The organism is Blautia sp. AM42-2 (assembly GCF_003480245.1).
GTDB classification, from domain to species: domain Bacteria; phylum Bacillota; class Clostridia; order Lachnospirales; family Lachnospiraceae; genus Fusicatenibacter; species Fusicatenibacter saccharivorans.
Map to the genome: position 1 here is coordinate 81,137 of NZ_QUIM01000006.1, position 22,843 is coordinate 103,979.

The 22,843-nt window shown below is 46.9% G+C and carries 21 protein-coding genes and 2 tRNA genes; 19 read left to right on the forward strand and 4 right to left on the reverse strand.

Annotation, left to right across the window (positions count from 1 at the left end):
* The first annotated feature begins 136 nt into the window (after positions 1 to 136).
* The 15 genes from DW915_RS08720 to DW915_RS08785 all read left to right on the forward strand — a co-directional run bounded on the left by DW915_RS08720 (position 137) and on the right by DW915_RS08785 (position 12,405).
* On the forward strand, positions 137 to 712 hold the full coding sequence (locus DW915_RS08720; protein ID WP_055228066.1) for a hypothetical protein: 576 nt from the start codon (positions 137 to 139) through the stop codon (positions 710 to 712).
* A gap of 60 nt (positions 713 to 772) precedes the next feature.
* The gene (locus DW915_RS08725; protein WP_055228065.1) at positions 773 to 970 is read left to right on the forward strand and encodes a hypothetical protein; all 198 of its coding nucleotides are present in this window, start codon (positions 773 to 775) and stop codon (positions 968 to 970) included.
* A 22-nt stretch (positions 971 to 992) separates the two neighbouring features.
* The gene (locus tag DW915_RS08730) at positions 993 to 1,436 is read left to right on the forward strand and encodes a DUF4253 domain-containing protein (protein ID WP_158580589.1); all 444 of its coding nucleotides are present in this window, start codon (positions 993 to 995) and stop codon (positions 1,434 to 1,436) included.
* Positions 1,437 to 1,468: 32 nt separating this feature from the next.
* Complete coding sequence (locus tag DW915_RS08735) at positions 1,469 to 2,296, forward strand: hypothetical protein (protein WP_147398111.1); 828 nt, start codon at positions 1,469 to 1,471, stop codon at positions 2,294 to 2,296.
* Between the two features lie 388 nt (positions 2,297 to 2,684).
* Positions 2,685 to 2,789, forward strand: a tRNA-OTHER gene (locus tag DW915_RS15745).
* Between the two features lie 54 nt (positions 2,790 to 2,843).
* The gene (locus DW915_RS08740; RefSeq protein WP_158576296.1) at positions 2,844 to 3,434 is read left to right on the forward strand and encodes a GNAT family N-acetyltransferase; all 591 of its coding nucleotides are present in this window, start codon (positions 2,844 to 2,846) and stop codon (positions 3,432 to 3,434) included.
* On the forward strand, positions 3,424 to 4,002 hold the full coding sequence (locus DW915_RS08745; protein ID WP_118741972.1) for a hypothetical protein: 579 nt from the start codon (positions 3,424 to 3,426) through the stop codon (positions 4,000 to 4,002). Before DW915_RS08740 ends, DW915_RS08745 begins: the two co-directional genes overlap by 11 nt.
* Before the next feature lie 183 nt (positions 4,003 to 4,185).
* Complete coding sequence (locus tag DW915_RS08750; RefSeq protein WP_118741973.1) at positions 4,186 to 5,448, forward strand: hypothetical protein; 1,263 nt, start codon at positions 4,186 to 4,188, stop codon at positions 5,446 to 5,448.
* 26 nt (positions 5,449 to 5,474) lie between these two features.
* Entirely contained in the window at positions 5,475 to 5,966 is a 492-nt protein-coding gene (locus DW915_RS08755; RefSeq protein WP_055220038.1) for a DnaB-like helicase C-terminal domain-containing protein, read from the forward strand.
* Positions 5,967 to 6,095: 129 nt separating this feature from the next.
* Positions 6,096 to 6,452: a DUF7352 domain-containing protein gene (locus DW915_RS08760; protein ID WP_118741974.1), complete on the forward strand. Its 357-nt coding sequence runs from the start codon at positions 6,096 to 6,098 to the stop codon at positions 6,450 to 6,452.
* Positions 6,453 to 6,521: 69 nt separating this feature from the next.
* A complete protein-coding gene (locus DW915_RS08765) occupies positions 6,522 to 8,579 on the forward strand; it encodes an AAA family ATPase (protein WP_158581049.1) in 2,058 nt (685 codons plus the stop codon).
* Positions 8,580 to 8,786: 207 nt separating this feature from the next.
* Positions 8,787 to 9,413, forward strand: a complete 627-nt coding sequence (locus tag DW915_RS08770) for an HD domain-containing protein (RefSeq protein ID WP_118741976.1) — start codon at positions 8,787 to 8,789, stop codon at positions 9,411 to 9,413.
* Between the two features lie 405 nt (positions 9,414 to 9,818).
* A tRNA-Phe gene (locus tag DW915_RS15750) sits at positions 9,819 to 9,941 on the forward strand.
* 189 nt (positions 9,942 to 10,130) lie between these two features.
* A complete protein-coding gene (locus DW915_RS08780) occupies positions 10,131 to 11,618 on the forward strand; it encodes a DUF2828 family protein (protein WP_243033808.1) in 1,488 nt (495 codons plus the stop codon).
* 97 nt (positions 11,619 to 11,715) lie between these two features.
* Entirely contained in the window at positions 11,716 to 12,405 is a 690-nt protein-coding gene (locus DW915_RS08785) for a hypothetical protein (RefSeq protein ID WP_147398429.1), read from the forward strand.
* Positions 12,406 to 13,231: 826 nt separating this feature from the next.
* On the opposite strand, the gene DW915_RS08790 is transcribed toward DW915_RS08785, so the two are convergent.
* The 3 genes from DW915_RS08790 to DW915_RS08800 are packed head-to-tail and all read right to left on the reverse strand — an operon-like array spanning position 13,232 to position 16,253.
* Entirely contained in the window at positions 13,232 to 14,419 is a 1,188-nt protein-coding gene (locus DW915_RS08790; protein WP_118741978.1) for a pyridoxal phosphate-dependent aminotransferase, read from the reverse strand.
* Positions 14,420 to 14,474: 55 nt separating this feature from the next.
* Entirely contained in the window at positions 14,475 to 15,131 is a 657-nt protein-coding gene (locus DW915_RS08795; protein WP_243033809.1) for a glycerol-3-phosphate acyltransferase, read from the reverse strand.
* Between the two features lie 6 nt (positions 15,132 to 15,137).
* A complete protein-coding gene (locus tag DW915_RS08800; protein ID WP_118741979.1) occupies positions 15,138 to 16,253 on the reverse strand; it encodes an MGDG synthase family glycosyltransferase in 1,116 nt (371 codons plus the stop codon).
* A 405-nt stretch (positions 16,254 to 16,658) separates the two neighbouring features.
* Here DW915_RS08800 and DW915_RS08805 point away from each other — a divergent pair, with 405 nt between their 5' ends.
* The gene (locus tag DW915_RS08805) at positions 16,659 to 19,088 is read left to right on the forward strand and encodes a glycoside hydrolase family 3 protein (RefSeq protein ID WP_118741980.1); all 2,430 of its coding nucleotides are present in this window, start codon (positions 16,659 to 16,661) and stop codon (positions 19,086 to 19,088) included.
* A gap of 200 nt (positions 19,089 to 19,288) precedes the next feature.
* Here the strand turns inward: DW915_RS08805 and DW915_RS08810 are convergent, their stop codons facing one another.
* On the reverse strand, positions 19,289 to 20,662 hold the full coding sequence (locus DW915_RS08810) for an MATE family efflux transporter (RefSeq protein ID WP_118741981.1): 1,374 nt from the start codon (positions 20,660 to 20,662) through the stop codon (positions 19,289 to 19,291).
* Positions 20,663 to 20,940: 278 nt separating this feature from the next.
* Here DW915_RS08810 and DW915_RS08815 point away from each other — a divergent pair, with 278 nt between their 5' ends.
* From DW915_RS08815 to DW915_RS15755, 3 genes are all read left to right on the forward strand, one after another.
* Positions 20,941 to 21,501 (forward strand): biotin transporter BioY, encoded by a 561-nt coding sequence (locus DW915_RS08815; RefSeq protein WP_022461328.1) that lies wholly within the window; start codon positions 20,941 to 20,943, stop codon positions 21,499 to 21,501.
* A 292-nt stretch (positions 21,502 to 21,793) separates the two neighbouring features.
* Complete coding sequence (locus DW915_RS08820; RefSeq protein WP_243033810.1) at positions 21,794 to 22,549, forward strand: transglycosylase domain-containing protein; 756 nt, start codon at positions 21,794 to 21,796, stop codon at positions 22,547 to 22,549.
* 22 nt (positions 22,550 to 22,571) lie between these two features.
* Complete coding sequence (locus DW915_RS15755; protein WP_156327580.1) at positions 22,572 to 22,709, forward strand: hypothetical protein; 138 nt, start codon at positions 22,572 to 22,574, stop codon at positions 22,707 to 22,709.
* Positions 22,710 to 22,843 lie beyond the last annotated feature (134 nt).

The window sequence follows — 22,843 nt, forward strand, 5'->3', positions numbered from 1 at the left end:
ATAAATTTCAGAGTGCGGAAGTTCGGACAAAAGTCTGACACCAGAAGGACAGTGAGTCATGATAAGATACTGCACAGAACTTCAGTCTGTGCAGTATCTGGACCCACATGCAGTATCAGTACAGGAGGAAGAGCATATGAAAAAAGAGAGCATGGAAGTCGTAGGAAGAATTGTAAAACGCGAGAGGGAGCTATTTGGCATTCGTGTAATAAAAAAGGACAACACATCAAAAGTGCGTCAGATGTACCCGGAAGCATGGCACATGTTTTACTTGTTAGAGAATGAAAATAATCTGGTTCCGCCGCTGGAAATCCAAGGCACGATGGAGGTGCTGAAAAATGATCAGATCCGCCTGCTGTGGTTCATTCATCCCATCATGATCAATGAGTGGAATATGGAGAACTGCATTTTGTTTGCCAATGAAGTAAACAGAGAGCTTGGCAACGGCGGCCGTTTCTGGGTAGATACGGAGTATTTTGATTTTGCGTATGAAGAGCGTTTTGAAGAAGAAATGCTGCAGCTTAGTGGGATGAATGTATTAGAACGGCATATGTTCGAATGGCCGCTTGGACAGTTCCGGGATATTCACATTCCGCTTATGATGCTTCTGCAGGGAAAATGGGGAGCTGAAACAGCCATTCGGTTTATCAAAGAACTCAGAGAAAATGGTTTCGTCGAAAATGAAAAATACGATCTGTTTCCGGATGCGTGATTTGAGAGCTGTTTTGGAAATGCAGCGAAATAAATGAGTACAAAGAATGGAGAAAGAAAAATGGCTAAAAAAGTGGATTACAAAAAATATAACTGCGTATTAGAGATGAGCAAATGGATGGGAAGCACACCGAAAGCCTTTAAAGCGGCAATCCTGAAAGAGGCTGTGCGCCAGAATGCGAACAGCGGTGGGAAGGTGGAAAAGAAGGAAATAAGAGCATGCAGAGCCGAAAAGCATAAGAAAAGGACATGCAAATAAAAATATGGTGGAGGCGAAAGATATGACGACAATTATCTGTGAGATGGATTCTATGGAGTTGTGTGTCTGGAAGGAAAAGCATCTGCAAAGGGCATGCAGCGGAGATGAATGGATTTTCTGGGAGAAAGAAAAAGAACCGGAAGGCATCCGGGTGAATTTTGATGTGACGCATGCATATGAGATATTCAGCTGTCTGGGCAGGTATTGGGGCGATTTCAATTCTTGCCCGGACAGCGAAACCATGGGACGGGTGGCAAAAAGATGGGAAGAAAAATATGGATTAAAGCTGGTGGAGCTTTCGCATGATACGCTGACCTTTCAAAGTGATCGTCGGATTTCGAAAAAGGAGGCGGTCGAGATTACAGAAGAAACGGTGGAGCTTTGTGCAGAAATTGTAAACGGAAAAGAAAATCAGCAGATCGAGACAATCAGCAGAACAGGGAGGATTACATTATGGTGGGATTAGTGCATAGCTTAAAAAATAAAAAAGAGGTTTTTATGAATGTAAATGATCTGGCAAAACAAGTTTCTTCAATCATCACACCGCAAACCGACAATTTTTACCGCGACATCCGCATCTATGGTCATTTCTTCCACAATACAAACGACACGATGTGGTGGGGCGATGTAGGAATGAAATTTCTGACGCGCGCTCCGTTTGATGTCCGGTGGCTGCGAGAGGAAAGATTAGACGATCCATATGGCGGATTTCTGTATGACGCCACGGTAGAAGATAAAGCCCTTATTATGTTTAAACATAAATACAACCAGGAAAAATATGATAAACCTGGGGCTGATTTTTCATCCTGTTCCTACGAATTTTTCTATTCCAATCATCCGTTTTTGCGAACCGGATTGTGGAGTGGAACCATGCGTCCACGCTATGCGTATGTTGTCGATTTGAAAAACAAAAGCTTCAAACTGGCATCCCAATGGAAAACAAAGGTACCGCCTTACGACACGAAAGAGAAGTACGAACGCACGGAGCTGAATGAAATTTACAACACGCTGCAAAAGGAACTGGATGGAATCGCAGATCAGGTGCAGGCAGAATATCTTGAGATGCAGCGGAAAGCAGCCAGAGCAGCGTATGTGAGGGCATGTTTTGATCCGGTTAACGGACGTGAGGATAAAGAAGCCTTAGAAGAATATTATCGTGCCGAGCAGGAATTTGTGAAAGCTTTGTATACCTTGGCGGAAGCTGTCCTGAAAAGAAAGGAATGCACAGTGATTTATGATTTTCTGTCGGAATCCGGTACACTGACCAATAACAGAATTTCTATGCTGGCATTTCTTGCGGCAATTGAGAAAACAAGAATCTGGTAATGGACAGAAACTTCCCGATGTAAAAGAAAGGCAACAGAAGAAGTGGCCAAAAGAGTGTCCACATGCAGGAACGGTTCCATGATAAGATAAGGCATACCCGGAAAGTAAACCACAAGTTCAATGCAACCGCCGGGAAAAAGTGGAATAATAGGAGTACATCAGAACACCGGCGAATGCATTCGAATACCGAACAGATCAGGAGGAACAACTCGATATGACGTTGAACGAACTTTTCGCAATTCATGAAGCAGACGTAACAGGAGAATTATTACTGAAAGCCGGCTAGAGTGAGATCGCAGAAGAACCGGCGGAGATATTCCGGCGGAGCAGGCTGGTTCCTGACGGGGTGGAATCACATAAGGAATACAAAAGTTAAAAGAGAAATATGAGTGAGGTAGCTCAGCCATGGTAGAGCAGAGAAACCAAGCCGATCATGGGTGTGGTCGGTACAGCAAAAGATCTATTGTCGCTGGTTCGATTCCAGCCCTCACTCCTGAAGCATGAAAACTCACAGCCAATGTACAAAAGAATGGAGACGAGATCACAAATGAACACAGGATCCGCAATCGAAACTGAAAGATTATTCCTTCTCCCAAGCCGGACGGACAGAGACTCCGAGGCATTTTTACAAATGCTGCGGGATGATGGCGACTTCTACATATTCTGCGGAGTCAGCCCATCCGAAAAACATGTGATGGGGTTTGCCAACTATTTTGAGAGAACTGATCACGAGCTTTGCACCTATTCCATTTTTCCCAAACAGCAGAAAGACAAGTTTATCGGCTACGTAGGCGTACATAGAGAAATGGAAGACGAATACGAAATTGAATTTTATATCGCCAGAGAATACCGAAGAAACGGCTACTGTGAAGAAGCCAGCCGAGAGCTGATTAATCAGCTCTTTGGTGATGGGGTTTCTGCAAACGGAAAGAATCTTTTCGTCGATAAGCTGTATGTGACGACCCAGACAGAAAATGAACCAACGATCAGCCTGCTGCGGAAGCTGGGATTCAGAGAAGTAGAGGACGGCCCGATCATGGTTGTGCTGGGTAACATTTTCGAAAAAGAAGATAATTTTTTCGCACACGAAGTAGTAAAACTGGTACTGACAAAGGAGGAGTTTTCTGATGGCAATTAAATTTGAAGAACTGAGAAAATATGTTGCACGCAATGTCCGCTTATCCATCTGTTTTGAGGATGGTTATTACCACGATTATCTGATGCTGTCAGACATTCCAGAACAGAAATATGCTGGCTTTTACATCTATGGAGTCGGAATGGTGGATGTGGAATTTTCCAGAGATGTCTATATGGCTTTGCCGGAACCGGAAGGAGAATGCTGGTGCAGCAAAGATGATACAATGAAACCTGCGATGGAACTTATGATTTCGGAAGAACCGCGGGATATCAAACGGAGTGTGGAACAGAAGCTTTTGTTCCGTGACCTAAAACCGTATCTGCAGATCGGCAGACATTTTTCTATCGTAAATAGAAATGACGGGTCATCTGAATACTATGAATATCGGAGTGAGATACCGGAGAAATACGATGATATGTATGTGTACGGCATCGGAATGGAAGAGTGTCCGCATGCTGAAAAAACGTGGATGGATGTTCAGTATGAAACTATTCGCAGAAAGCAGATGGTGATTGTGCTTTCCAATCAGCCGAGAGAAGATCTCAGGTCACTGTTCACACAGCAGTGAAACACTTACTGTTTCGATGCGTAAGAATGTGATTCAAATGTGAGCAACCCTCCCTTTGCGAAGCAAAATTTTAAATGAGAGCTGTGAATGTTCCAGTTCGCTGGGGCCGAGTGAACTGGGACGAGCTGGGAACAGAGTAGTCAAACATTTTTCATTCAACAAAAAGGAAAGAAGGCTAGACATATGGATAGAGATCATACTTTTGATTTACCGGATTTAACAGAAGATTTCTGGAAAACAGTTGTGTTTGCACAGAAGGAACATCCTTCTGGAATGGGAGGCCCGGGCTGTGTATGGCTGGTCAGCGAAGACGGCAAAGTATACTTTTTCGGTTTTGAAGAGACACCATTTTACAAATGCGACGAGCTTTTTCCGATCTTTGAGACGACCGATGAAAGAATTGGCTGGCATTACAAATACAAAGCAGAAGATCACGGATGGAAATATCTGGAAAAAGAAAATGCACTGATCCGGGAAGATATTCTGGATGCTTACAGCAAAGCGGCTGCAGAGGAGAAACAGACAAATGAAAAGTTCTGGTATTTGTATGGACCCAAGCTGGCAGGACTGGCAATTGGTGTGGATCATCTGGAACGGTATGATTATATTGGAAGCGTTCTTTACATGGAAAAAATAGAACAGGAAATGGCGGAGCATCAGAAAACATGGGAAAAAGACAAGCTGACGGAGAACGAATTTGACTGGAAACCGATGCATATGAACAATATTCCGGACAATCCCGAGATGGGTGTTTACGCACTGCTGATGAGAAGGGATGACGAAAAAATCAAGGGTGTAAAATACTCAATTCTGTATCAGTACGAGGAAAGCAGTCCTATGCTGTTTGACAGTGATGCAGAGATAGAAGCGTATATTCTTTTCTGTGAGGATTACGATGATATCATCGGTCCGTGGGACTATCATTCCGTCAGCAGACAGGAATGTGCAGAGCTTTACGGAAAAGAAAATCATTTCCCACCAGAGCTGGCATATTATGACTGGATTACGTTTTCAGATGGTGATATTCATAACTTCGGCAGATTTCTCCGCACATTCCAGAGTCTGGAAGAAGCCAAAGAATACGCGATGTATTATGCCAACGTGAACAGCGGCGGAATCAACAGGAAAACAATTCTGAAACAGGAAGAGGAATCCAGAATGGAAGACCATGCAAACCGCATTGCGCATTACGAGGCATATCAGATGTATCGAAAGCATTATAAAGAAATTCTGGATGCCATCAGCGAAGAAAACTGTTTCCCGGATTCCTGCAGCGGAGGCGGTGCGTATTTGCGGGATGCAATTTTAAAGAAAGTACCGGAAATCACAGAAGAACAGCTTAGGATAATCTGGAGAGAACTTCCATTTGTGCTCGAGAAGAGAACGCAGGAATGGATTGAACGGGAAAAGCAGTTCAGTGAGAACTATATCCGGAAGCATAGATAAGAGAAAAAGGATGGGGGAAAAGAAGGATGATTTTCCTGGCGGGATCTGAGGCGAGCGGAAAAACGAAAAAAGCGTTTGCATATGGCTGGAAAGAGCGAAAAACCAGCGAGGATGGAGTTCTCCTTTTTTCACTGCAGCATGAAAAGAAGGAGATGTGGAAGATTCTGCAGAGCATGTACGGGCAGGAGGAGCTTTCCAAGATAGAAATTGATGATACACCAGCGATAATGGTGGAGAGAATGGCAGAAATCATAGCGCAGAAAGCAGAGAATGGAGCAATTTCTGTTTTTGTGATTGATGAAGTGCCGATGATGACGAGCAGGAAAAACTTTACCGACAGAAAAGAAGAGCTGCGGTATATGATTGGTCTGCTGAAAAAATGTGAGAAAAAAGAACGTGTTGTGATTGTAGCTGTTATTCCGGTATCGAAATACTGTACAGAAATGCAGAAGAAAAAAGAAGTGAGTACCTGTTATGGAGAAATAGAAAAACCAGAAAATTGTCTGGTTTTCGTATAGACAAGAACCTGTCCACATACGGAATACGGCTGGTGGTAAGATGACAGATAGAAAAAGATAATAAAATGTTCCAGTTTCAAAAAACAGTGAATCGGAACAATAGGAGTTCGTAGGGATGGAGGAAAGCAAATGCTGATTTACAAAGAACAATTACCAGAAGATACTATGGATATCCAGCTGCTGGAACTGCCGTTTTCAACAGTGGAAGCAGCAAGAAAAGCAGTTTTAAAAATAGACATGCAGTATGGCACTCCGTGTATGTGGTATCAGGCAGATGCGGAGGAACAATGCTTGATCAGCGGGGAAAAGAACTCATTTTTGGTAATGGCGATCGGAACAGGGCATGACTGGGGGCATGATCTGTCACGTGATGGTTATATTGGAACGGCATTATTGTATGACGGTGCACTGGTATTGCATTATTTTCTGCTGGAAAAGCCGAACACGGAAAAGACAGAGACTGAAAAACAGGAAACGAAACGGTAAGAAAATACTTGCCGATAAGATACTCAAGGGATGCAAAAATACCAGACAGGACCAGGGAGGTATCAGCGAATGATTCTTTACAAATACACAGCAGACTGTTCAAAACTGAATCTGGAACAGGAAGATTCAACGAAAGAAGGACATGAGAGCCTCTATTCCAGACGAAGTGACATTACAGAATGGAACAGTAAATTTTACACAGCCTACCGTACAGAAAAGAAGTTTTTCATTATGATCAGTGACATTCGGAAGGATAAGATGACGATTGTAGCGGCGCTTGAAATGGAAGTGGTTCCCCGGGAATGTGTAGATTGTATTCAGAAGATACTGCCGGAAATTGAGCTGCTCGCGTGTGAGGAGATCACAAATGATGCGTTTTGTAAAGAACTGGTCCGGGCAGAACGGAATAACTGGACGGAGTGTTACAGCGGGTCGCTGAAGGAAAAATTAAAACTTGCGATAGAACCAGAACATCACAGCTTTTTTGAACCTGTTGCGTATCAGGTAAGTGAACGGATTTATACCGCTCAAAACATGACCAGACAAAAGCAGGCGGAGCAGATGCAGGAGATTATGGCATCGAAAAGCTTCTATGACGAAATGGAGCGGATTTACGCCCCGGAAAATGAAAAACGTTTTGTTGGGCATCCTGTTCATTATCTGATTACAGCCGGTGACAAAACGGCTGCGGATGATATGATAGAGCTTCTGATTCCGGCACTGATGGAGAATCAGCGATTGCTGAGCGGCAGAGTTTACGATGTGCAGAAGATGACATACAAGGCAGAACGAGAAGATAATTTTGACAATATTTTCTCCGGCGCCAGAGGCGGAACGGTGATTCTGAACCTGGAAGGCGAAAAGAGTACCGGAATGTACGCCACCGGCAATTATGATCTGGCGAAGACACTTGGGAAGAAACTGAATGAGTATGGAAATTATACATTATTTATCTTTGTGGACATTTCAGGAAGCCGCAGTGTATCCGATGAGACGATGGCGGAAATCCTTTCCAACGCGGATCTGATTCAGATTCAGGAAGGCCAGGGGGATCTGGAACGGGCGACTGGCTATTTGAAACGTCTGGCAGATCGGACGGAGTATCATGATTACACAATAGAAGAGCTGACGCGGTATCTTCCGAAAGAGAAAAACCTGTATTCTGTTTCTGATATTTTTAACGCATACAACCGCTGGTATGGCCGCGGATTAAAAACCCATATCTACAAGGCATATAAGGAAAAAGATCTGGTTAAAATTGAGCTGAAAAAGAAGACGGATAAACCTTACGTGGAACTGCAGAAAATGGTAGGCCTCGCGGATGTAAAGAAAGTGACCGATGAGATTCTGGCGGCGGCAAAAATGCAGAAAATGCGGAAAAAGATGGGTCTTTCCGAGACAAGTCCGTCCATGCACATGCTGTTTTCCGGCAATCCCGGAACAGCAAAGACAACCGTGGCGCGTCTGCTATCCCAGGTCTTGAAGGAAGAGGAAGTGCTGAAATATGGCCACATTGTCGAGTGCGGCAGGCAGGATCTGGTCGGAAAGTACGTCGGCTGGACAGCACAGATTGTTGAGAGTAAATTTCAGGCGGCGCGTGGCGGCATTCTGTTTATCGATGAGGCGTATTCTCTTGTAGAAGACAACCGCACGTATGGCGCCGAGGCAATCAATACCATTGTGCAGGAGATGGAGAATTACCGGGATGAGGTCATTGTCATTTTTGCAGGATATCCGGAGAAGATGAAGGAGTTCCTGGAGCAGAATGAAGGTCTTGCAAGCCGCATTGCCTTTCACCTGAATTTCCCGGATTACTCACCGGAAGAACTGACGCAGATTCTGGATCTGATGCTGGAAAAATCGGAATACCGGATGGACGAAAGAACAAGGGGAAAATGCTTTTCCATCTGCGCCGATGCATGCAGGGAAGAAAATTACGGCAATGGACGGTTTGTCAGAAACCTGCTGGATCACGCGATCATGCGCCAGGCAGACCGCCTCATTCGGGAACATCAGAATGGTACGTTGGGAAAAGAGGAGGCCTGTCTTCTGACAGCGGACGATTTCGAGATGATCGGCCTGAAAAAGAAACCGCAGAGTCGGCAGATCGGATTCTGTGCCGGGTGAACAGCATAAAAAATCAGCAAAAAAAATTAAACCAGCGGTTAAGTGCAGAAAACGAAAGCATGTGATACAGTATATACATGAAGATTGCGGGAGTGCAAAGCACGTAGCAATCTGGTATCAAAGGGGTCAAAAAACCTTTTGCCCCCAACATCTATACATAACAAAACACGGACATTCACAAAAAGGCCAGAAAGGGGGAATGAGTACATGAAGTTAAGCGAGCTGTTGAATGTGTTGAAAACAGCAGAAACTGCGGAAGAGATGGATGTGAGACGAGAAGAAATTGCAGCGCTGATTCCGGCCGTACGAACCATGTTTGGCTATGATCAGAAGAACAGTGCACATCAGTATGACTTATGGATGCATTCCCTCCATGTGGTCTGCAATCTTCCGCGGAGGATGGAAAATGATATGGTCTATCTGGCGGCACTGCTGCACGATATCGGAAAGCCCGAAGCACAGTGCCGGGGAAAACGCGAGGGGGATCCGGACATGCATTACTACGGTCATCCCGAAAAAAGTATGGAAATCGTGCGCGACATCGTAATCCAGGAGCTGGACCGGCAGGGGTATGTGATTCCGTGTTTCGATGTACAGGAGCTCCTGTATTACGTGAAGTATCATGATGACCACGTCAGTGTGAAATTAAAACACGTCAGACGCCATACAAAAATGGCCAGCTTTGCGATGTTTCAAAACCTGATGCTGCTGCAGACGGCAGATGCCAAAGCACATATCCAGATCCCCATTATCGCCGAGCGGGCAGAGATCTGTGAACGCCTTGCCGGAGAAGAAGGCAGGCTTCTCTATCAGAGGATTCTGGATGGGGAGTAAGCAGATGAGCCGGAGCTGTAAAAAAACGCCTGTCAGCAAAGGACGATGCAAAAATTCCCGCGGGGCAAAGCGCGCGGCAAACAAGAGGGTTCGACGGGCGAAAACACTGTGGGGAAAATCAAAAGCATTTCGGAAAATTTCTGAAACATGGGATATTTGCGACTGAAAATTTTACGGTGAGAGACCCTGGAATCCGAATCGGGAAGAAAAAAATCACTGGGAGAAATGCTATTACAGAAAATGATTTGAAAGGGGTGACAGCAGAAATGAATTACTACATCAGCGATCTGCATTTATTACATGAACACTGCATCTGTTTCGACGAGCGTCCCTTCGGGGATCTGGAAAAGATGCATGAAACCATGAATGAATTATGAACCAAGATCCCTAAAGAAATAACAGAATAAGGCGGTAGTTTAACGGGCAAAACCTGTGCAGAAAAAAAGGTTTCATGTTTGTGGAACACACAGCAACTTTTTGAGGAGAATAGGGAGGCACAGAATGCAGGTTCAAGTCTTGCCCGCCTTACGCGAGTGAGGTAGCTTAAAAGAAAGAGCGCGAAAAAACGGTCATGTGCGTGACCGTAACGGCAAACTTTTTTCCAGTGGTAATGGCGAAGATGCCGGTTCAAATCCGGCCCTCACTCAGAAAAAAACAGAAGAGCAAACGAGAAAGAATGGAGTCCATAGATCCAGCAAAAGATGTCTGGAGAAAACAGTGGAACGAAGGAAAGGAGCGGCAGCGATGGATTTTGCAGAATGGATACGGGAGCAGGCGACAAAAACTTATACAGAAAATGAAGCAGCAGCACGGAACACAACCGGCGATGCGCGGCTGGATCTGTTTGCGACAATTGGATCCCTGCGCAGAGCGGATCCGGAAAGAATTGAGCTTCTGTTTGCGGAAGCATATCAGGCAGACCCGCTGTTCGCATTGAAAATCCTGTTTTATGCGCGTGATATCCGGGAAGGTCTCGGCGAGAGACGTGTCTTTCGGATTCTACTACAGTATCTTGCCGAGTACCATCCGCAGGCAGTTATTGCCAACCTTGACCTGATTGGTGTTTTCGGCCGTTTTGACGACTGGTACTGCCTGATCGGAACTGGCGTTGAGGACGAGATGTGGAGTGCCATGAAGCAGCAGCTGGAAGCAGATCTGAAAAACTTTCAGGAGGGAAAAAGCGTTTCCCTGCTTGCTAAATGGATCAAAACGGCAGACTCTAAAAATACGGAGACGAGAAAACTCGGCATTCTGACGGCGCAGAAACTCGGTTATCCGGTTTACAACTTCAAAAGAATCGTCCGTTCTCTGCGGAAATATATCGGTGTGCTGGAAGTGAAAATGTCAGAAGGAAAGTGGGAGGAGATCGTTTACCCGGAGGTCTCCGGAAGAGCCATGATGATTTACAGGAACGCATTTCGAAAACATGATGAAAAGCGTTTTAACCAGTATCTTGCGAAGGCACTGGAGGGAAAAGAAAAGATTCATGCGGAGACGCTGTACCCGTACGATCTCGTGGAAAAAGTTCTGTATGGACGTCAATGGAATCAGGCATTGGAGGCGCAGTGGAGGCAGCTACCGGATTATGTGGCGCAGGAAACGAATGCAATTGTCATTGCAGATGTTTCCGGTTCTATGAGGGGAAAACCTTTGGCGACATCTATTGGTCTTGCTATTTACTTTGCAGAGCGGAACCGGGGTGCTTACCACAATCTTTTCATGACGTTCAGCCAGAAGCCGGAATTTGTTTCTCTGAGAGGGGAAACCCTGCTGCAGAAAATCAAATATGTCGAGCGTACGGAATGGGGGATGAATACTAATCTTCAGGCTGCATTTGAGCGGGTTCTGGAAACAGCGATGGATCACGATGTACCGCCGGAAGAAATGCCGAAAGCGCTGATCGTTGTATCTGACATGGAGATCGACAGATGCGGAGACCGCAATTGGATGTTTTATGATCATATGAAAGAAAAGTATGAGTATTGCGGCTACCAATTACCGAATATTATTTTCTGGAATGTAGACAGCCGAAACGATATCTTCCATGCCGACAGTCGGAGAAAAGGTGTCCAGCTATACAGTGGCCAGTCGGTTACGACATTCCAGAATCTCCTGAACAATATTGACAGCACACCGGTCAAATCGATGGAAAAAGTGATTGAGAGCGAGCGGTACGCATGCGTCAGAACTGGAAATGCGGCATAAAAATGTTAAAGTTAGCAGTATGGATAGAAAGCTTTCAAAAGATGTAAAGCTGATATTGGAAAATAGAATGCAGAAGAATAAAGGAAAAGAGGACACTATGGCATCAAGTATGATTCACTTGGCAATTGTACAGGAGATGAGAAAAGAAATCTCGTTTCGAGATATCAACCGCCTGTTCCTTGGGGTGATTCTGCCAGATGGGGCGGTGGCGGGAAATAGCCATTTAAAGAAGAAAATCTGCGAAAATACCAGATACACATACGATCTCGAATTTTTCCGCGACAGATACGGGAAATACATGGAGAAGGATGATTTATATCTCGGCTATTATCTTCATCTGATCCAGGATATGCTATATCGGAGATTTATGTATGGGGAGCATGGCTGGAATTCGAGCGTTCCTGGAAATGTAGAAAAACTGCATCGGGACTACGAGATATTAAATGAATATGTTTCGAAAAAATATGGTCTTTCCCAGGAAATGATCCAGGAGCTGGATCTTACAGAAGAGCCATTGGCACAGCTTGCTGAATTTGATGTGAAAGATCTTATAAAAGAAGTTCGCGGGGAATTCACCCAGAGAAAAGAAGAGAAACTTTTCATCCTTACCAGACAAATGGCCAACGAGTACATCGTACGCGCGACGGAATTCTGCGTGGAAGAGCTAAAGGCACTGTCCGAAGGGAAATCAGGTCTGGACAGTACTGTGTGGAGCTGGGAAAAACCAGAAAACATATCACATGAAAAATTAAACCAGAAGTTAAATGCAAAAATCGAAAATATGTAATATAGTATATACAGAACAAAGCACGGACATTCACAAAAAGAGAGACGTGCAGAAAGCAGGAATGCAGCAGACACATTTATGAGTGCAGACCGCAGGCATACAATGTGGGATGCATGAAGCCATGGATGAATTATGAACCAAGGTCTCTGAAGGAAATCCTGAGCTTTAGAGAGAAGGCCGAGGCAGGAAAATAGCATCTCCACCGATGATAGAAAGCAAGTTAGAGTGGAACAGCATTTGATACACATCAGTATCCATAAAAAATGTGGCTGAAAATAAGGCGGTAGTTTAACCGAATCAAGTAAGTCCCCTGCTTCAATTGCGAAAAGCAATAAGCAGTGGGTGGGGACTTGCTTGTATCAGGAGTGGTATAAGCCACTTCTGATAAGCTGCGAAGCAGCTATTCGGTTATGAGCAAGTAGCGAAGCGGATTGCGAATATCCGCTTTGACCGGGCAAAACCTGTGCAGAAAAATGTTTCATGTTTGTGGAACGTACAGCAAATTTTTCGTAGAGGATAAGGCACAGAATGCAGGTTCAAGTCCTGCCCGCCTTATGCGATTGAGATAGCTCAAAAGAAAGGAGCGGCAGCGATGGAACAGATCATCGAAAGCGAGCGGTATGCGTGTGTCAGAACAGGGGATGTGGAAGAAAAGATGTAAAGTTGTGATTGGAAAACAGGATGTAGGAGAATAAAAGAAAAACGGACGCTGCGTTTCAAAGATGAAGCAGTGTCCGTTTTTTACTATATGTAAGATACCGGGGTCAAAAGGTCAAAAAGCCCTTTGCCCCCAACATCTATTTAAGAAAAGTTGACAGTTGAAAAATTATGCGAAATACTCTCCCGCCAGTTCCTTAAACGCCGGCAGTGCCCGCTCAATCTGTGCGGTGGTAACGCAATAAGCAATCCGAACAAATCCCGGTGCACCGAAATCGTCGCCCGGTACCAGAAGAAGTTCGTACTTTTTCGCTTTCTCACAGAACGCATACGCATCCGGTTCCGGAGTTTTCATGAAGAGATAGAAAGCGCCGTCCGGGTGAACGCAGGTGAAGCCGTAGGCGGTTAATGAATCATACAGCAGATCGCGGTTTTTTTTGTAGACCGAAAGATCAGAAACCTGTCCTGCGCATTTGGCGATGACGTGTTGGATCAGGCTTGGTGCGCAGACGAAGCCGAGGGCGCGTCCGGCGCCGCAGACGGCTGCGTAGATGGTTCTTGCATCATCGACCTCATCCGGAACGAGAACGTAGCCGATACGCTCGCCCGGCAGGGAGAGGGATTTGCTGTAGGAGTAGCAGACCAGCGTGTTTTTGTAATATTTTGTCAGATACGGAACTTCCACGTCTCCGTAGACAAGTTCGCGGTACGGTTCATCAACGATTAGATAAATCGGATGACCGTATTCGGCAGATTTTGTTTCCAGAAAAGCAGCGAGCTTCTGAATGTTTTCTTCGGTGTAGACAACGCCGGACGGATTGTTCGGGGAATTGACGAAAACACCTTTGGTGTGCGCTGTGACAGCGGCCGAGAGGCGGTCAAAGTCGATCTGGAACGTGGAAGAATCAGCCGGCGTTTCGATCATGGCTGCGCCTGCAGATTCGATGAAAACACGGTATTCCGGAAAGTACGGGGTAAATACGATATACTCGTCGCCCGGAACGGTTAAAGCGCCAAGGACGATGCGGAGCGAAGCGGCTGCACCGCAGGTCATATAGAAGTTGTCGGCATGGAACGTGGTACCAAAGCGTTTGTTCAGGTCGGCTGCAACGGCGGCGCGGGTATCGGCATCGCCCTGCGCGGAGGTGTAGCCGAAGAGATAGTAATCGTTTTTGGAATCGAGCAGCTCCTTGATGGTCTCATGAACGGAGACCGGAGCCGGGACGTTTGGATTTCCGATACTGAAATCAAAGACATTTTCTGAGCCGATCTCGGCAGCGCGTTTTTTACTGTATTCGAAAATCTCGCGGATTACCGATTTTTTTGTGCCGAGAGTTACCATTTTTTCTGAAATCATGTGTCAATCCTCCTGAAGTAAATTGTTTGCCGCTATTTTAAATGAACTGTAAATATTATTCTTTTTTCTGCTTTTTCCTTATTTTAGCAGACAAAGACTGAATTGTAAATGCAGCATTTTCGGTCTCATGCTCCCGCAGGCTGAAAAGATGGCGGAAGCAGACCACGAGCGATACCAGCAGACTACCGAGCCGCACGGACGGAAGAAATCGGGAAATTTGTGCGGCGACGGCAAACCCGGAGAACGAGACAATTGAGCGCAGATTGTGTGGCTGGATAATGAGAATCAACGAAAATGTCAGATAAAATGCCGCAAGAAGAAGTGCCGGCCGCAGATCCGGCAGGAGGCCGAGCAGCACGCCGAACGAGACAGAGATCGCCTTTCCGCCTTTCGCAGGCTGCAGAAACGGCCATGCGTGTCCGACCACCGGGGCGAGCAGAATCAGGGAGAAAATCCAGGAACTCATCGAAACAGCGGAACTGTGCGCCGCCAGAAACACCGGCAGAAATCCCTTCCCGATATCGCACAGGACGCAGAGCAGTCCAATCCGCGGTCCGGCCACTGAAAAGGCGTTGAAGGCGCCTGGATTCTGATCTTCATTCACAGTTCGGACATCCACGTGGCAGAAGTATTTTGGAATCAGGTACGAATACAGTACACTGCCCGAGAGGTACCCGAAGAAACTATAAAACAGATAAGCAGTAAGCATCATAAGCAGTTACTCCGAAACTAATTTTTTCAAAAGGTGTGTAATTGACGTTCCCGCCTGCGGATGGCTGTTTTTTCGCTGGGCATCGCGCATCGCGATCTGACGTGCATCATCGTGGGCAAGCGAAATACCGGCCTCTGCCAGCTCTTTCTGATGTGCGCTGGTCACGGACATTCCGCGTGAGACAAAAAAAGCACGGTTTTTTGTTTCGCAACCCGGAATCGGATCAGTGTGGACGAGCGGAACGCGCCGCACAGCGGCCTCGGTACTGCTTAAGCCCCCGGGCTTTGTAAACAGCACATCGGCAGCGGCCATATATTCCGCAACGTGGCGTGTAAAACCGATGATATGTACATTTGGGTTCTTATGGAACTGCAGCCGGAGCGAACGCATCCGTTTTTTATTATTTCCGCAGATGATCACAGCCTGTTCGCCGTTTTCCAGCCGGGAAACGAGTTCATGTGCGAGCAGATGCACTTTGCCGAATCCCATACTGCCGCTCATGACGAGAAACAGCGGAGCATTCTCGGGAAGACCGAGATGGCGGCGCACATCCTCTTTGGATGCAGGGCGCGCAAATGCGGGCCGCACCGGAATACCGAGAGGAAGCAGTTTTTCTTCCGGGATGCCGCAGGATGCAAACTCCGGGATCAGATCCTTGTGCGGAACCACATAGTAATCGCAGTTCGTCTCTTCCCAGAACGGAATGCACGCGTAATCGGTGGCAACGGCAACGCAGGGAATCGTCAGCCGTCCTTTCTGTTTCAGCCAGGTCAGTGTTTCCGCCGGATAAAGATGTGTGGTGACAACGGCATTAAAATGGTTTTGATCAATATAATCTGCAAGCGCATTTCCAAGCCGCGCATTTGCGTAGTAAACGGGGGATTTCCAGGGAAATTTCCGTACCAGCTCACCAAGCTGATAGAGTGCGCCGAAGCCGGCCGGAAAAACGGAGACGAGCTTCACATAAGCTCCGCCGACCAGTGCGGAGGTATGCTTTCGCCCGAGGCTCATCAGATCCAGAACCTCGGCTTCGTGGTGATAAAAATTCAGACTTTCTTTTAATGCAGAGGCCGCAGCATTGTGGCCACCGCCAGTATTGCAGGATAAAATCAGTACCTTCATAAGAAAACTCCATTCTTTTGTTGTATCCCAAAGAGAACCTGAAAAAGGGGATGCCGATGATTTGTTTTCAGACACGCTTTAGTATAGAACGCTGTTATTTTTCGGACAATCCACAAAATGAGAAAAGTGTCTGATATAACAGAAAAGCGACAAGCTGCAGAAACACCGGGGAGACGCAGAGGGAGCATCCACCTGCGGATCAAGATATTGAGAGAAAGGAAAGAAACAACGGATGCCTGAAAAATTGGCAAAATAGAATAAAATCAAAAGAAAAAGAAACGAAAAACAGGATAAAATGCTGAAAAATCAATTGACATCCACTCCAAAACTTCGTATCATAAAGACAGAATGGGGCGCGTTCGGAAAGCGATCTGCGCACCGGAAAATACAGGAGGTAAGCTTAAAATGGGTAAATGGCAGAGAAGTCTTTACCAGCCGGTTCTGCCGCTGGGAAAAGACGGAAAAAGGGTAACAGGAAGTGCTGAACATATCGCACTTTCCAGAAAAGCAGCAGGCGAGGGTATGGTTCTGGTAAAAAACGAGAACGACACACTGCCGCTCGCAAAAGGCACAAAGGTAGCCTTATTCGGAAAAGGAACGATTGATTACGTAAAAGGCGGCGGCGGAAGCGGTGACGTTACGGTCGAGTATATCCGCAACTTCTACGAAGGCATGAAGATCAAGGAAGCTAAAGGGGAGGTTTCCCTGTTCCATGAGCTGCCGGAATTCTATGAGAAAAATGTAAAAGAACAGTATGAGGCAGGTGCTGTACCGGGCATGACAAGAGAGCCGGAAGTACCGGATGAGCTGGTAACAAAAGCGAAAGCATATACCGATACCGCAATCATCACCATCTGCCGTTTCTCCGGCGAGGGCTGGGACCGCAAATGCCAGATCAACGATGAAGGCTATGAGCTGTTTGAGGATGAGAAAAAACAGATCGAGCTGAGCGCCAGCATCTTCGAAAACGGCGACTTCTACCTGACAAACGGCGAAGCAGCCATGGTAGAAAAAGTAAAAGCAAACTTTAAAAATGTCATCGTTGTCATGAATGTCGGCGGTATGGTTGATACCAGCTGGTTCAAAGACTGCAAAGAGGTTCCGGCGGTGCTGATGGCATGGCAGGGCGGCATGGAAGGCGGCCTCGCGGCAGCGGACGTTGTAACAGGCGACGTCAATCCATCCGGTAAACTGGTTGATACCTACGCAGCAACCCTCGAGGATTATCCATCCACCGAGAACTTCCATAAATCCGTTTATTACGTGGATTACAACGAGGATATCTACGTTGGCTACCGTTATTTCGAGACGATTCCTGGCGCAGCGGAGAAGGTCAATTATCCGTTCGGCTTCGGCCTTTCCTACACCAGCTTTGAGACAGAAGTTCTGGGTGCAGAAGAGAAGGATGGAAAGATTGTTGTAAAAGCATCTGTTACCAACACTGGAAAACGTGCCGGAAAAGAAGTTGTACAGCTCTACTATGGCGCACCGCAGGGCAAGCTTGGCAAACCGGTCAAAGAGCTCGGCGCTTACCGGAAAACAAGACTGCTGCAGCCAGGCGAGACACAGAGAGTCGTTCTTTCCTTTACAGTGGAAGATATGGCATCTTTTGATGACCTTGGAAAGGTTGCAAAATCTGCCTATGTTCTTGAGGCAGGAAGCTACGTCTTCTACGTTGGAAACAATGTAAGAGATGCGAAGAAACTGGACTTCACCTACGATCTGGCAAAGGCAAAAGTGACTGCACAGTACACCAGCCTTGCCGCTCCGCATAAGCTGGAAAAACGTCTCCTTGCGGACGGAACCTACGAAGCGCTTCCGACCGATAACGGCCCTGTCGAGGAAGAAGGACTGGAGCGTCAGGATAAGCTGACTCTGGAAGGTTTCCTCCCGGCAGTCAAAGCACAGGAGAGAAAGAGCTTTGGCGAGCTTATGGAGGCAGCAAAGACGAATCCGAACCTGATGAATGTGGTCGAAGGAAAAGAAACGCTCGACGAGTTTGTAGATAAGCTTCCGACAGAAGCACTTATTCATCTGCTCGGCGGTCAGCCGAACACAGGAGTTGCCAATACGTTTGGCATGGGAAATCTGCCTGAGTACGGCATCCCGAATATCATGACCGCAGACGGACCGGCAGGCCTTCGCATTCAGCCGCAGTGTGGCGTCAACACGACCGCATGGCCGTGTGCAACATTGCTTGCCTGCACCTGGGATCCGGAGCTGATCGAAGAGATCGGTAAAGCCGGCGGAGAGGAAGTCAAAGAAAACAATATCGGCATCTGGCTGACCCCGGCTGTCAACATTCACAGAAGCCCGCTCTGCGGAAGAAACTTCGAGTATTATTCCGAGGATCCGCTTGTGGCCGGAAAATCCGGTGCGGCAATGGTACGCGGTATGCAGTCCGAGCATATCGGGGCAAGTGTGAAACACTTCTGCTGCAACAACAAAGAAACAAACCGAAAAGACAGCGATTCCCGCGTTTCTGAGCGTGCGCTGCGTGAGATTTACCTGAAAGCCTTCGAGATCATCGTAAAAGAGGCAGATCCATACACAATCATGTCGTCCTACAACCTGATCAACGGCGTTCAGGCATCTGAGAACAAGGATCTTTTGACCGGTATTCTGCGCGGTGAGTGGGACTTTAAGGGAATGGTAACGACCGACTGGTGGACACACGGCGAGCATTACCGCGAGACAAAAGCCGGAAATGATATCAAGATGGCAAACGGATACGAGGAGCGCGTACAGGAGGCATTTGAGAAGGGATACATCACCCGCGACGAAATCGCTCTTTGTGCAAAACGAATCCTGACCATGATTCTTCGCATGGACTGATGTGGATGCATGTGAATAAATAAAGAAAAGTGTGTATAACGCATAAAAAAATCGTATGCTGTTGTGGAAAAAGCAACAGCATACGATTTTTTACTTTCCGGACAGGATTCTTTCCTGTTTACACGGCAATGATCTGCAGCAAGACTCTGGCGACCGCAGTGCAGTAAAAACGAGCGGAAACTACAGGAAAAAAACTGTTTTCAGGCGGCAGCCTTCTGTAGCTCTGCCATAATCTTAAATTCCCGCACGATCATAACGATGCTGACTGATGCGGCTGCAAGGTCTGCAATCGGTGCAGTGTACATCACGCCGTCAATGCCGAAGAGATACGGAAAAATCAGCAGCAGCGGAAGCAGGAAAATAATCTGTCTCGTCAGCGAAAGAAAAATGCCCTTCTTCGGCGCTCCGATGGAGGTAAAGAAGTTTGAGCTGACCGGCTGGATACCGTTCAGGAATGTGAAAAACAGGAAAATGCGGAAGTACCGCTCTGCAAAATGCAGGTACTCTTCTGAACCGGAACCAAAAATGCCGATAATCTGGCGCGGAAAGAGCTGGAAGCAGAGGAAGGCGACGATGGAAATGGCAGTCGCCGCAAAAACTGCTTTTTTATAGGCGTCCTTCACGCGGTCATATTTCTGCGCACCGAAGTTGAAGCTGACAATCGGCTGAAGTCCCTGGGAAATGCCGATGACAAAGGAGAAGAACAGCATATTCACCTTTGAAATAATGCCGGCGCATGCAAGCGGAATGTCGCTTCCATAGACGGAATTGGAGCCGTAGTAGGTCAGTGTGTTGTTCATAACGATCTGAACAACCATCATTGCCACCTGATTGAATGCCGGAGTTGCACCAAGCGCAGCGATCCGTGCCCAGCAGGCTATTTTCGGCTTCAGATCGGAAAGAGAAAGCGGCAGCGTTTTAAAACCGCGCAGATAGAAGACAACGAGCGCGAACGATAAAATCTGTCCGGTGATTGTGGCGAGCGCTGCACCTGCCATGCCCATGTGGAAAACGAAGATGAACAGCGGGTCGAGAATCGTGTTGACGATTGCGCCGACCAGGTTACACAGCATAGAAAATTTCGGGCTGCCATCCGCGCGGATCAGGTTGGAGCCGCCGATTGTGACGATCAGAAACGGGAATCCGATGGAGGTAATTCTGGTGTAAGTACAGGCATAATCAATGACATCCGGCGTTGCACCAAAGAGAAGCATCATCGGGCGCAGAAAAAGCTGAACGGCAACGCAGAGGATCACACCGAGGATTGCCAGCATGGAGATGGCACTTCCAACATAAGATTTCGCGTGCTCCGGCTCTCGTCTGCCCATGCAGAGATTGAAGTTTGCAGCACCGCCGATGCCGCAGAGCAGACCGATGGATGTGCAGACCATGCTGAGTGGGAACGCTACGTTGGTCGCTGCGTTTCCGAGCACGCCGATGCTGTGACCGATAAAGAGCTGGTCTACCATGTTATAGAGGGCGCTGACGAGCATCGCGATGACGCTCGGAACCGCAAAACGCCGCAAAAGAGTGCTGACCGGTTCCGAGCCGAGAGGATTTTCGGAAGATTTCATAGAGGGTATCTCCTTTCAAATGAGGTAAAAGTTCATCGTTTGTATCGGGTGAACATTCCCGGAAAAACTCCGAGACTATATAGTATACCATAGAAAGAAAACAGAAAACAAGAGGGTGACCGCTATTTTCAGGAAGTGTAACAGAATCGTAGCAGAACTCTCTGCATTTTTAAAAAAGGGATTGACAAAAATGAAATATTAACCTATATTGAAACGAGGTTAACAATTCAAAAGCAGAAAGAATTGGATACAAGAACCTGCGAGGAGGACTTACATTCATGAAAAAATCAAAACTTACAACAAAACAGATTGTACTGACCGGCATGATGACGGCAGTGCTTGCGGTACTGTCCATTGTGACGATTCCGCTTCCGACCGGCGTTCCGGTGACGCTGCAGACCTTTGCAATGGCATTTTGCGGCTACGTGCTTGGCTGGAAATTGGGAGGTGCATCGTCCGCTCTTTATCTGATCCTCGGCGCGATCGGCGTTCCGGTTTATGCCGGCATGAGCGGTGGCTTCGGCGCTCTTCTCGGACCGGCCGGCGGCTTTATTTTCGGATTTATTCCGATGGCAATGCTCTGCGGTGCCGGAATTAAAAAAGGCTTCCCGGGCAAACCATTCGTTCTTGGAATCGCAGGTCTTGCGGTATGTCACGCATTCGGTGTGGTACAGTTTTCTATTGTAACAGGAAACACGATCCCGGCTTCCTTCCTGGCAGTTTCCGTTCCGTACATCGTAAAAGATGTGATTTCCGTTGTAGTAGCTGAAATTCTCGGTGTGGCTGTTCGAAAAGCACTGTCAGCAGCTCATGTAATGAACTACGGAACCGCAGCATAATCACAGGGCGTTTCTGAAAAACCAAAAGATAAAAACAAGAGACAGGCATCCTGACAATCTGCCAGGTGTCTGTCTTTTTCTGTTTTGTCAAGCGGATATTCGCAATCCGCTTCGCTACTTGCATGATTCGGTTAAAGTATTCCGCAGCAGCAGCGATTATTTGAAAAAACGTGCAAAATGCATTTCATACAGTTTCACAATTTTAATGAATTCCTAAGAAAGAGGCAAGAAGGCGTTAAGGGAGATATGGTAGGATAGAAAGCAGGAAAGAACAACAAAGGGGTTTGAAACCATGAGAAAAAGAACACGAAAACACCGGGGAACAGCGGGAAAAATGGTCGGAGGTTTTCTGGCATTTTTCTGCCTGATCCTGCTGACGGCCGGAATGTTCTGGGCAATCCAGGGATATGTTTCCTATCAGAAGGCAGTGAAGGAAAAGCCGCTCGCGCAGGCAGTAGAGGAAGCCAGAAGCGGAGCACAGTGGGCTTCTCTTGAACAGGTGCCGGATCTGTACAAAAAAGCGGTGCTTGCTGTTGAGGATCACCGGTATTACACACATCACGGGATAGACTGGATCAGCATGGCGCGGGCCGTTGTACATGATATCCGCGTGATGAAACTGGAGCAGGGAGGCAGTACCATCACACAGCAGCTGGTAAAAAACATGTATTACGATCAGAATAAGACACTTGCCAGGAAAGCGGCAGAGGCGTGGACGGCACTCTATGTGGAACGGCAGCTCTCGAAAGAAGAAATTCTGGAATTGTACATCAATACCATCTATTTCGGGGATGGCTACTATGGACTGAAAGAAGCATCGCTTGGCTACTTCGGGAAAGAACCGCAGGAGCTGACCGACAGCGAAGCCGTTCTCCTCGCCGGAATCCCGAATGCACCGTCCGCCTACGCACCGTCGCGCCACGCGGATCTGGCACTGCAGCGGGAAAAGCAGGTGCTGGCGGCAATGGTAAAATATGGATACCTGGAACCAAGTGAGACGGACAGCCTGCTGTGGGATGCGGCAGCCGATCCGGTTCTGGCACGATAGAAAGAAAAGAGAGGAAAAAAGAATGGGAAAACTGATCAGACTGGGGGCAACAGCGCTGTCCATGATTGGAATTTTGGTGATGATTCTCTGTGTGCAGGCGGCGATTTTATTTGTGAGGCTGTGCATCCGAAGAAAGCAGAAAAAAATTGAGCTGAAATAAGAGAAAGAAAAATGCGAGCAGAATTGCCGGAAGAAAAACGGTGATTCTGCTCGCGTTTTTTCTGTGAGCAATCCGATTGCGTTTCCGCCGGGAAAAAGGTATAATAAAAAACAGGCAAAAAAATGGTAAAACAG

What these genes read in the sequence shown, in the direction of transcription:
- DW915_RS08765 (WP_158581049.1), top strand. Translation starts at nt 6,522, where the DNA reads ATGATTCTTTACAAATACACAGCAGACTGTTCAAAACTGAATCTGGAA.
- DW915_RS08720 (WP_055228066.1), top strand. Translation starts at nt 137, where the DNA reads ATGAAAAAAGAGAGCATGGAAGTCGTAGGAAGAATTGTAAAACGCGAG.
- DW915_RS08745 (WP_118741972.1), top strand. Translation starts at nt 3,424, where the DNA reads ATGGCAATTAAATTTGAAGAACTGAGAAAATATGTTGCACGCAATGTC.
- DW915_RS08760 (WP_118741974.1), top strand. Translation starts at nt 6,096, where the DNA reads ATGCTGATTTACAAAGAACAATTACCAGAAGATACTATGGATATCCAG.
- DW915_RS08815 (WP_022461328.1), top strand. Translation starts at nt 20,941, where the DNA reads ATGAAAAAATCAAAACTTACAACAAAACAGATTGTACTGACCGGCATG.
- DW915_RS08730 (WP_158580589.1), top strand. Translation starts at nt 993, where the DNA reads ATGACGACAATTATCTGTGAGATGGATTCTATGGAGTTGTGTGTCTGG.
- DW915_RS08820 (WP_243033810.1), top strand. Translation starts at nt 21,794, where the DNA reads ATGAGAAAAAGAACACGAAAACACCGGGGAACAGCGGGAAAAATGGTC.
- DW915_RS08800 (WP_118741979.1), bottom strand. Translation starts at nt 16,253, where the DNA reads ATGAAGGTACTGATTTTATCCTGCAATACTGGCGGTGGCCACAATGCT.
- DW915_RS08750 (WP_118741973.1), top strand. Translation starts at nt 4,186, where the DNA reads ATGGATAGAGATCATACTTTTGATTTACCGGATTTAACAGAAGATTTC.
- DW915_RS08755 (WP_055220038.1), top strand. Translation starts at nt 5,475, where the DNA reads ATGATTTTCCTGGCGGGATCTGAGGCGAGCGGAAAAACGAAAAAAGCG.
- DW915_RS08770 (WP_118741976.1), top strand. Translation starts at nt 8,787, where the DNA reads ATGAAGTTAAGCGAGCTGTTGAATGTGTTGAAAACAGCAGAAACTGCG.
- DW915_RS08790 (WP_118741978.1), bottom strand. Translation starts at nt 14,419, where the DNA reads ATGATTTCAGAAAAAATGGTAACTCTCGGCACAAAAAAATCGGTAATC.
- DW915_RS15755 (WP_156327580.1), top strand. Translation starts at nt 22,572, where the DNA reads ATGGGAAAACTGATCAGACTGGGGGCAACAGCGCTGTCCATGATTGGA.
- DW915_RS08810 (WP_118741981.1), bottom strand. Translation starts at nt 20,662, where the DNA reads ATGAAATCTTCCGAAAATCCTCTCGGCTCGGAACCGGTCAGCACTCTT.
- DW915_RS08805 (WP_118741980.1), top strand. Translation starts at nt 16,659, where the DNA reads ATGGGTAAATGGCAGAGAAGTCTTTACCAGCCGGTTCTGCCGCTGGGA.
- DW915_RS08795 (WP_243033809.1), bottom strand. Translation starts at nt 15,131, where the DNA reads ATGATGCTTACTGCTTATCTGTTTTATAGTTTCTTCGGGTACCTCTCG.
- DW915_RS08785 (WP_147398429.1), top strand. Translation starts at nt 11,716, where the DNA reads ATGGCATCAAGTATGATTCACTTGGCAATTGTACAGGAGATGAGAAAA.
- DW915_RS08735 (WP_147398111.1), top strand. Translation starts at nt 1,469, where the DNA reads ATGAATGTAAATGATCTGGCAAAACAAGTTTCTTCAATCATCACACCG.
- DW915_RS08740 (WP_158576296.1), top strand. Translation starts at nt 2,844, where the DNA reads ATGAACACAGGATCCGCAATCGAAACTGAAAGATTATTCCTTCTCCCA.
- DW915_RS08725 (WP_055228065.1), top strand. Translation starts at nt 773, where the DNA reads ATGGCTAAAAAAGTGGATTACAAAAAATATAACTGCGTATTAGAGATG.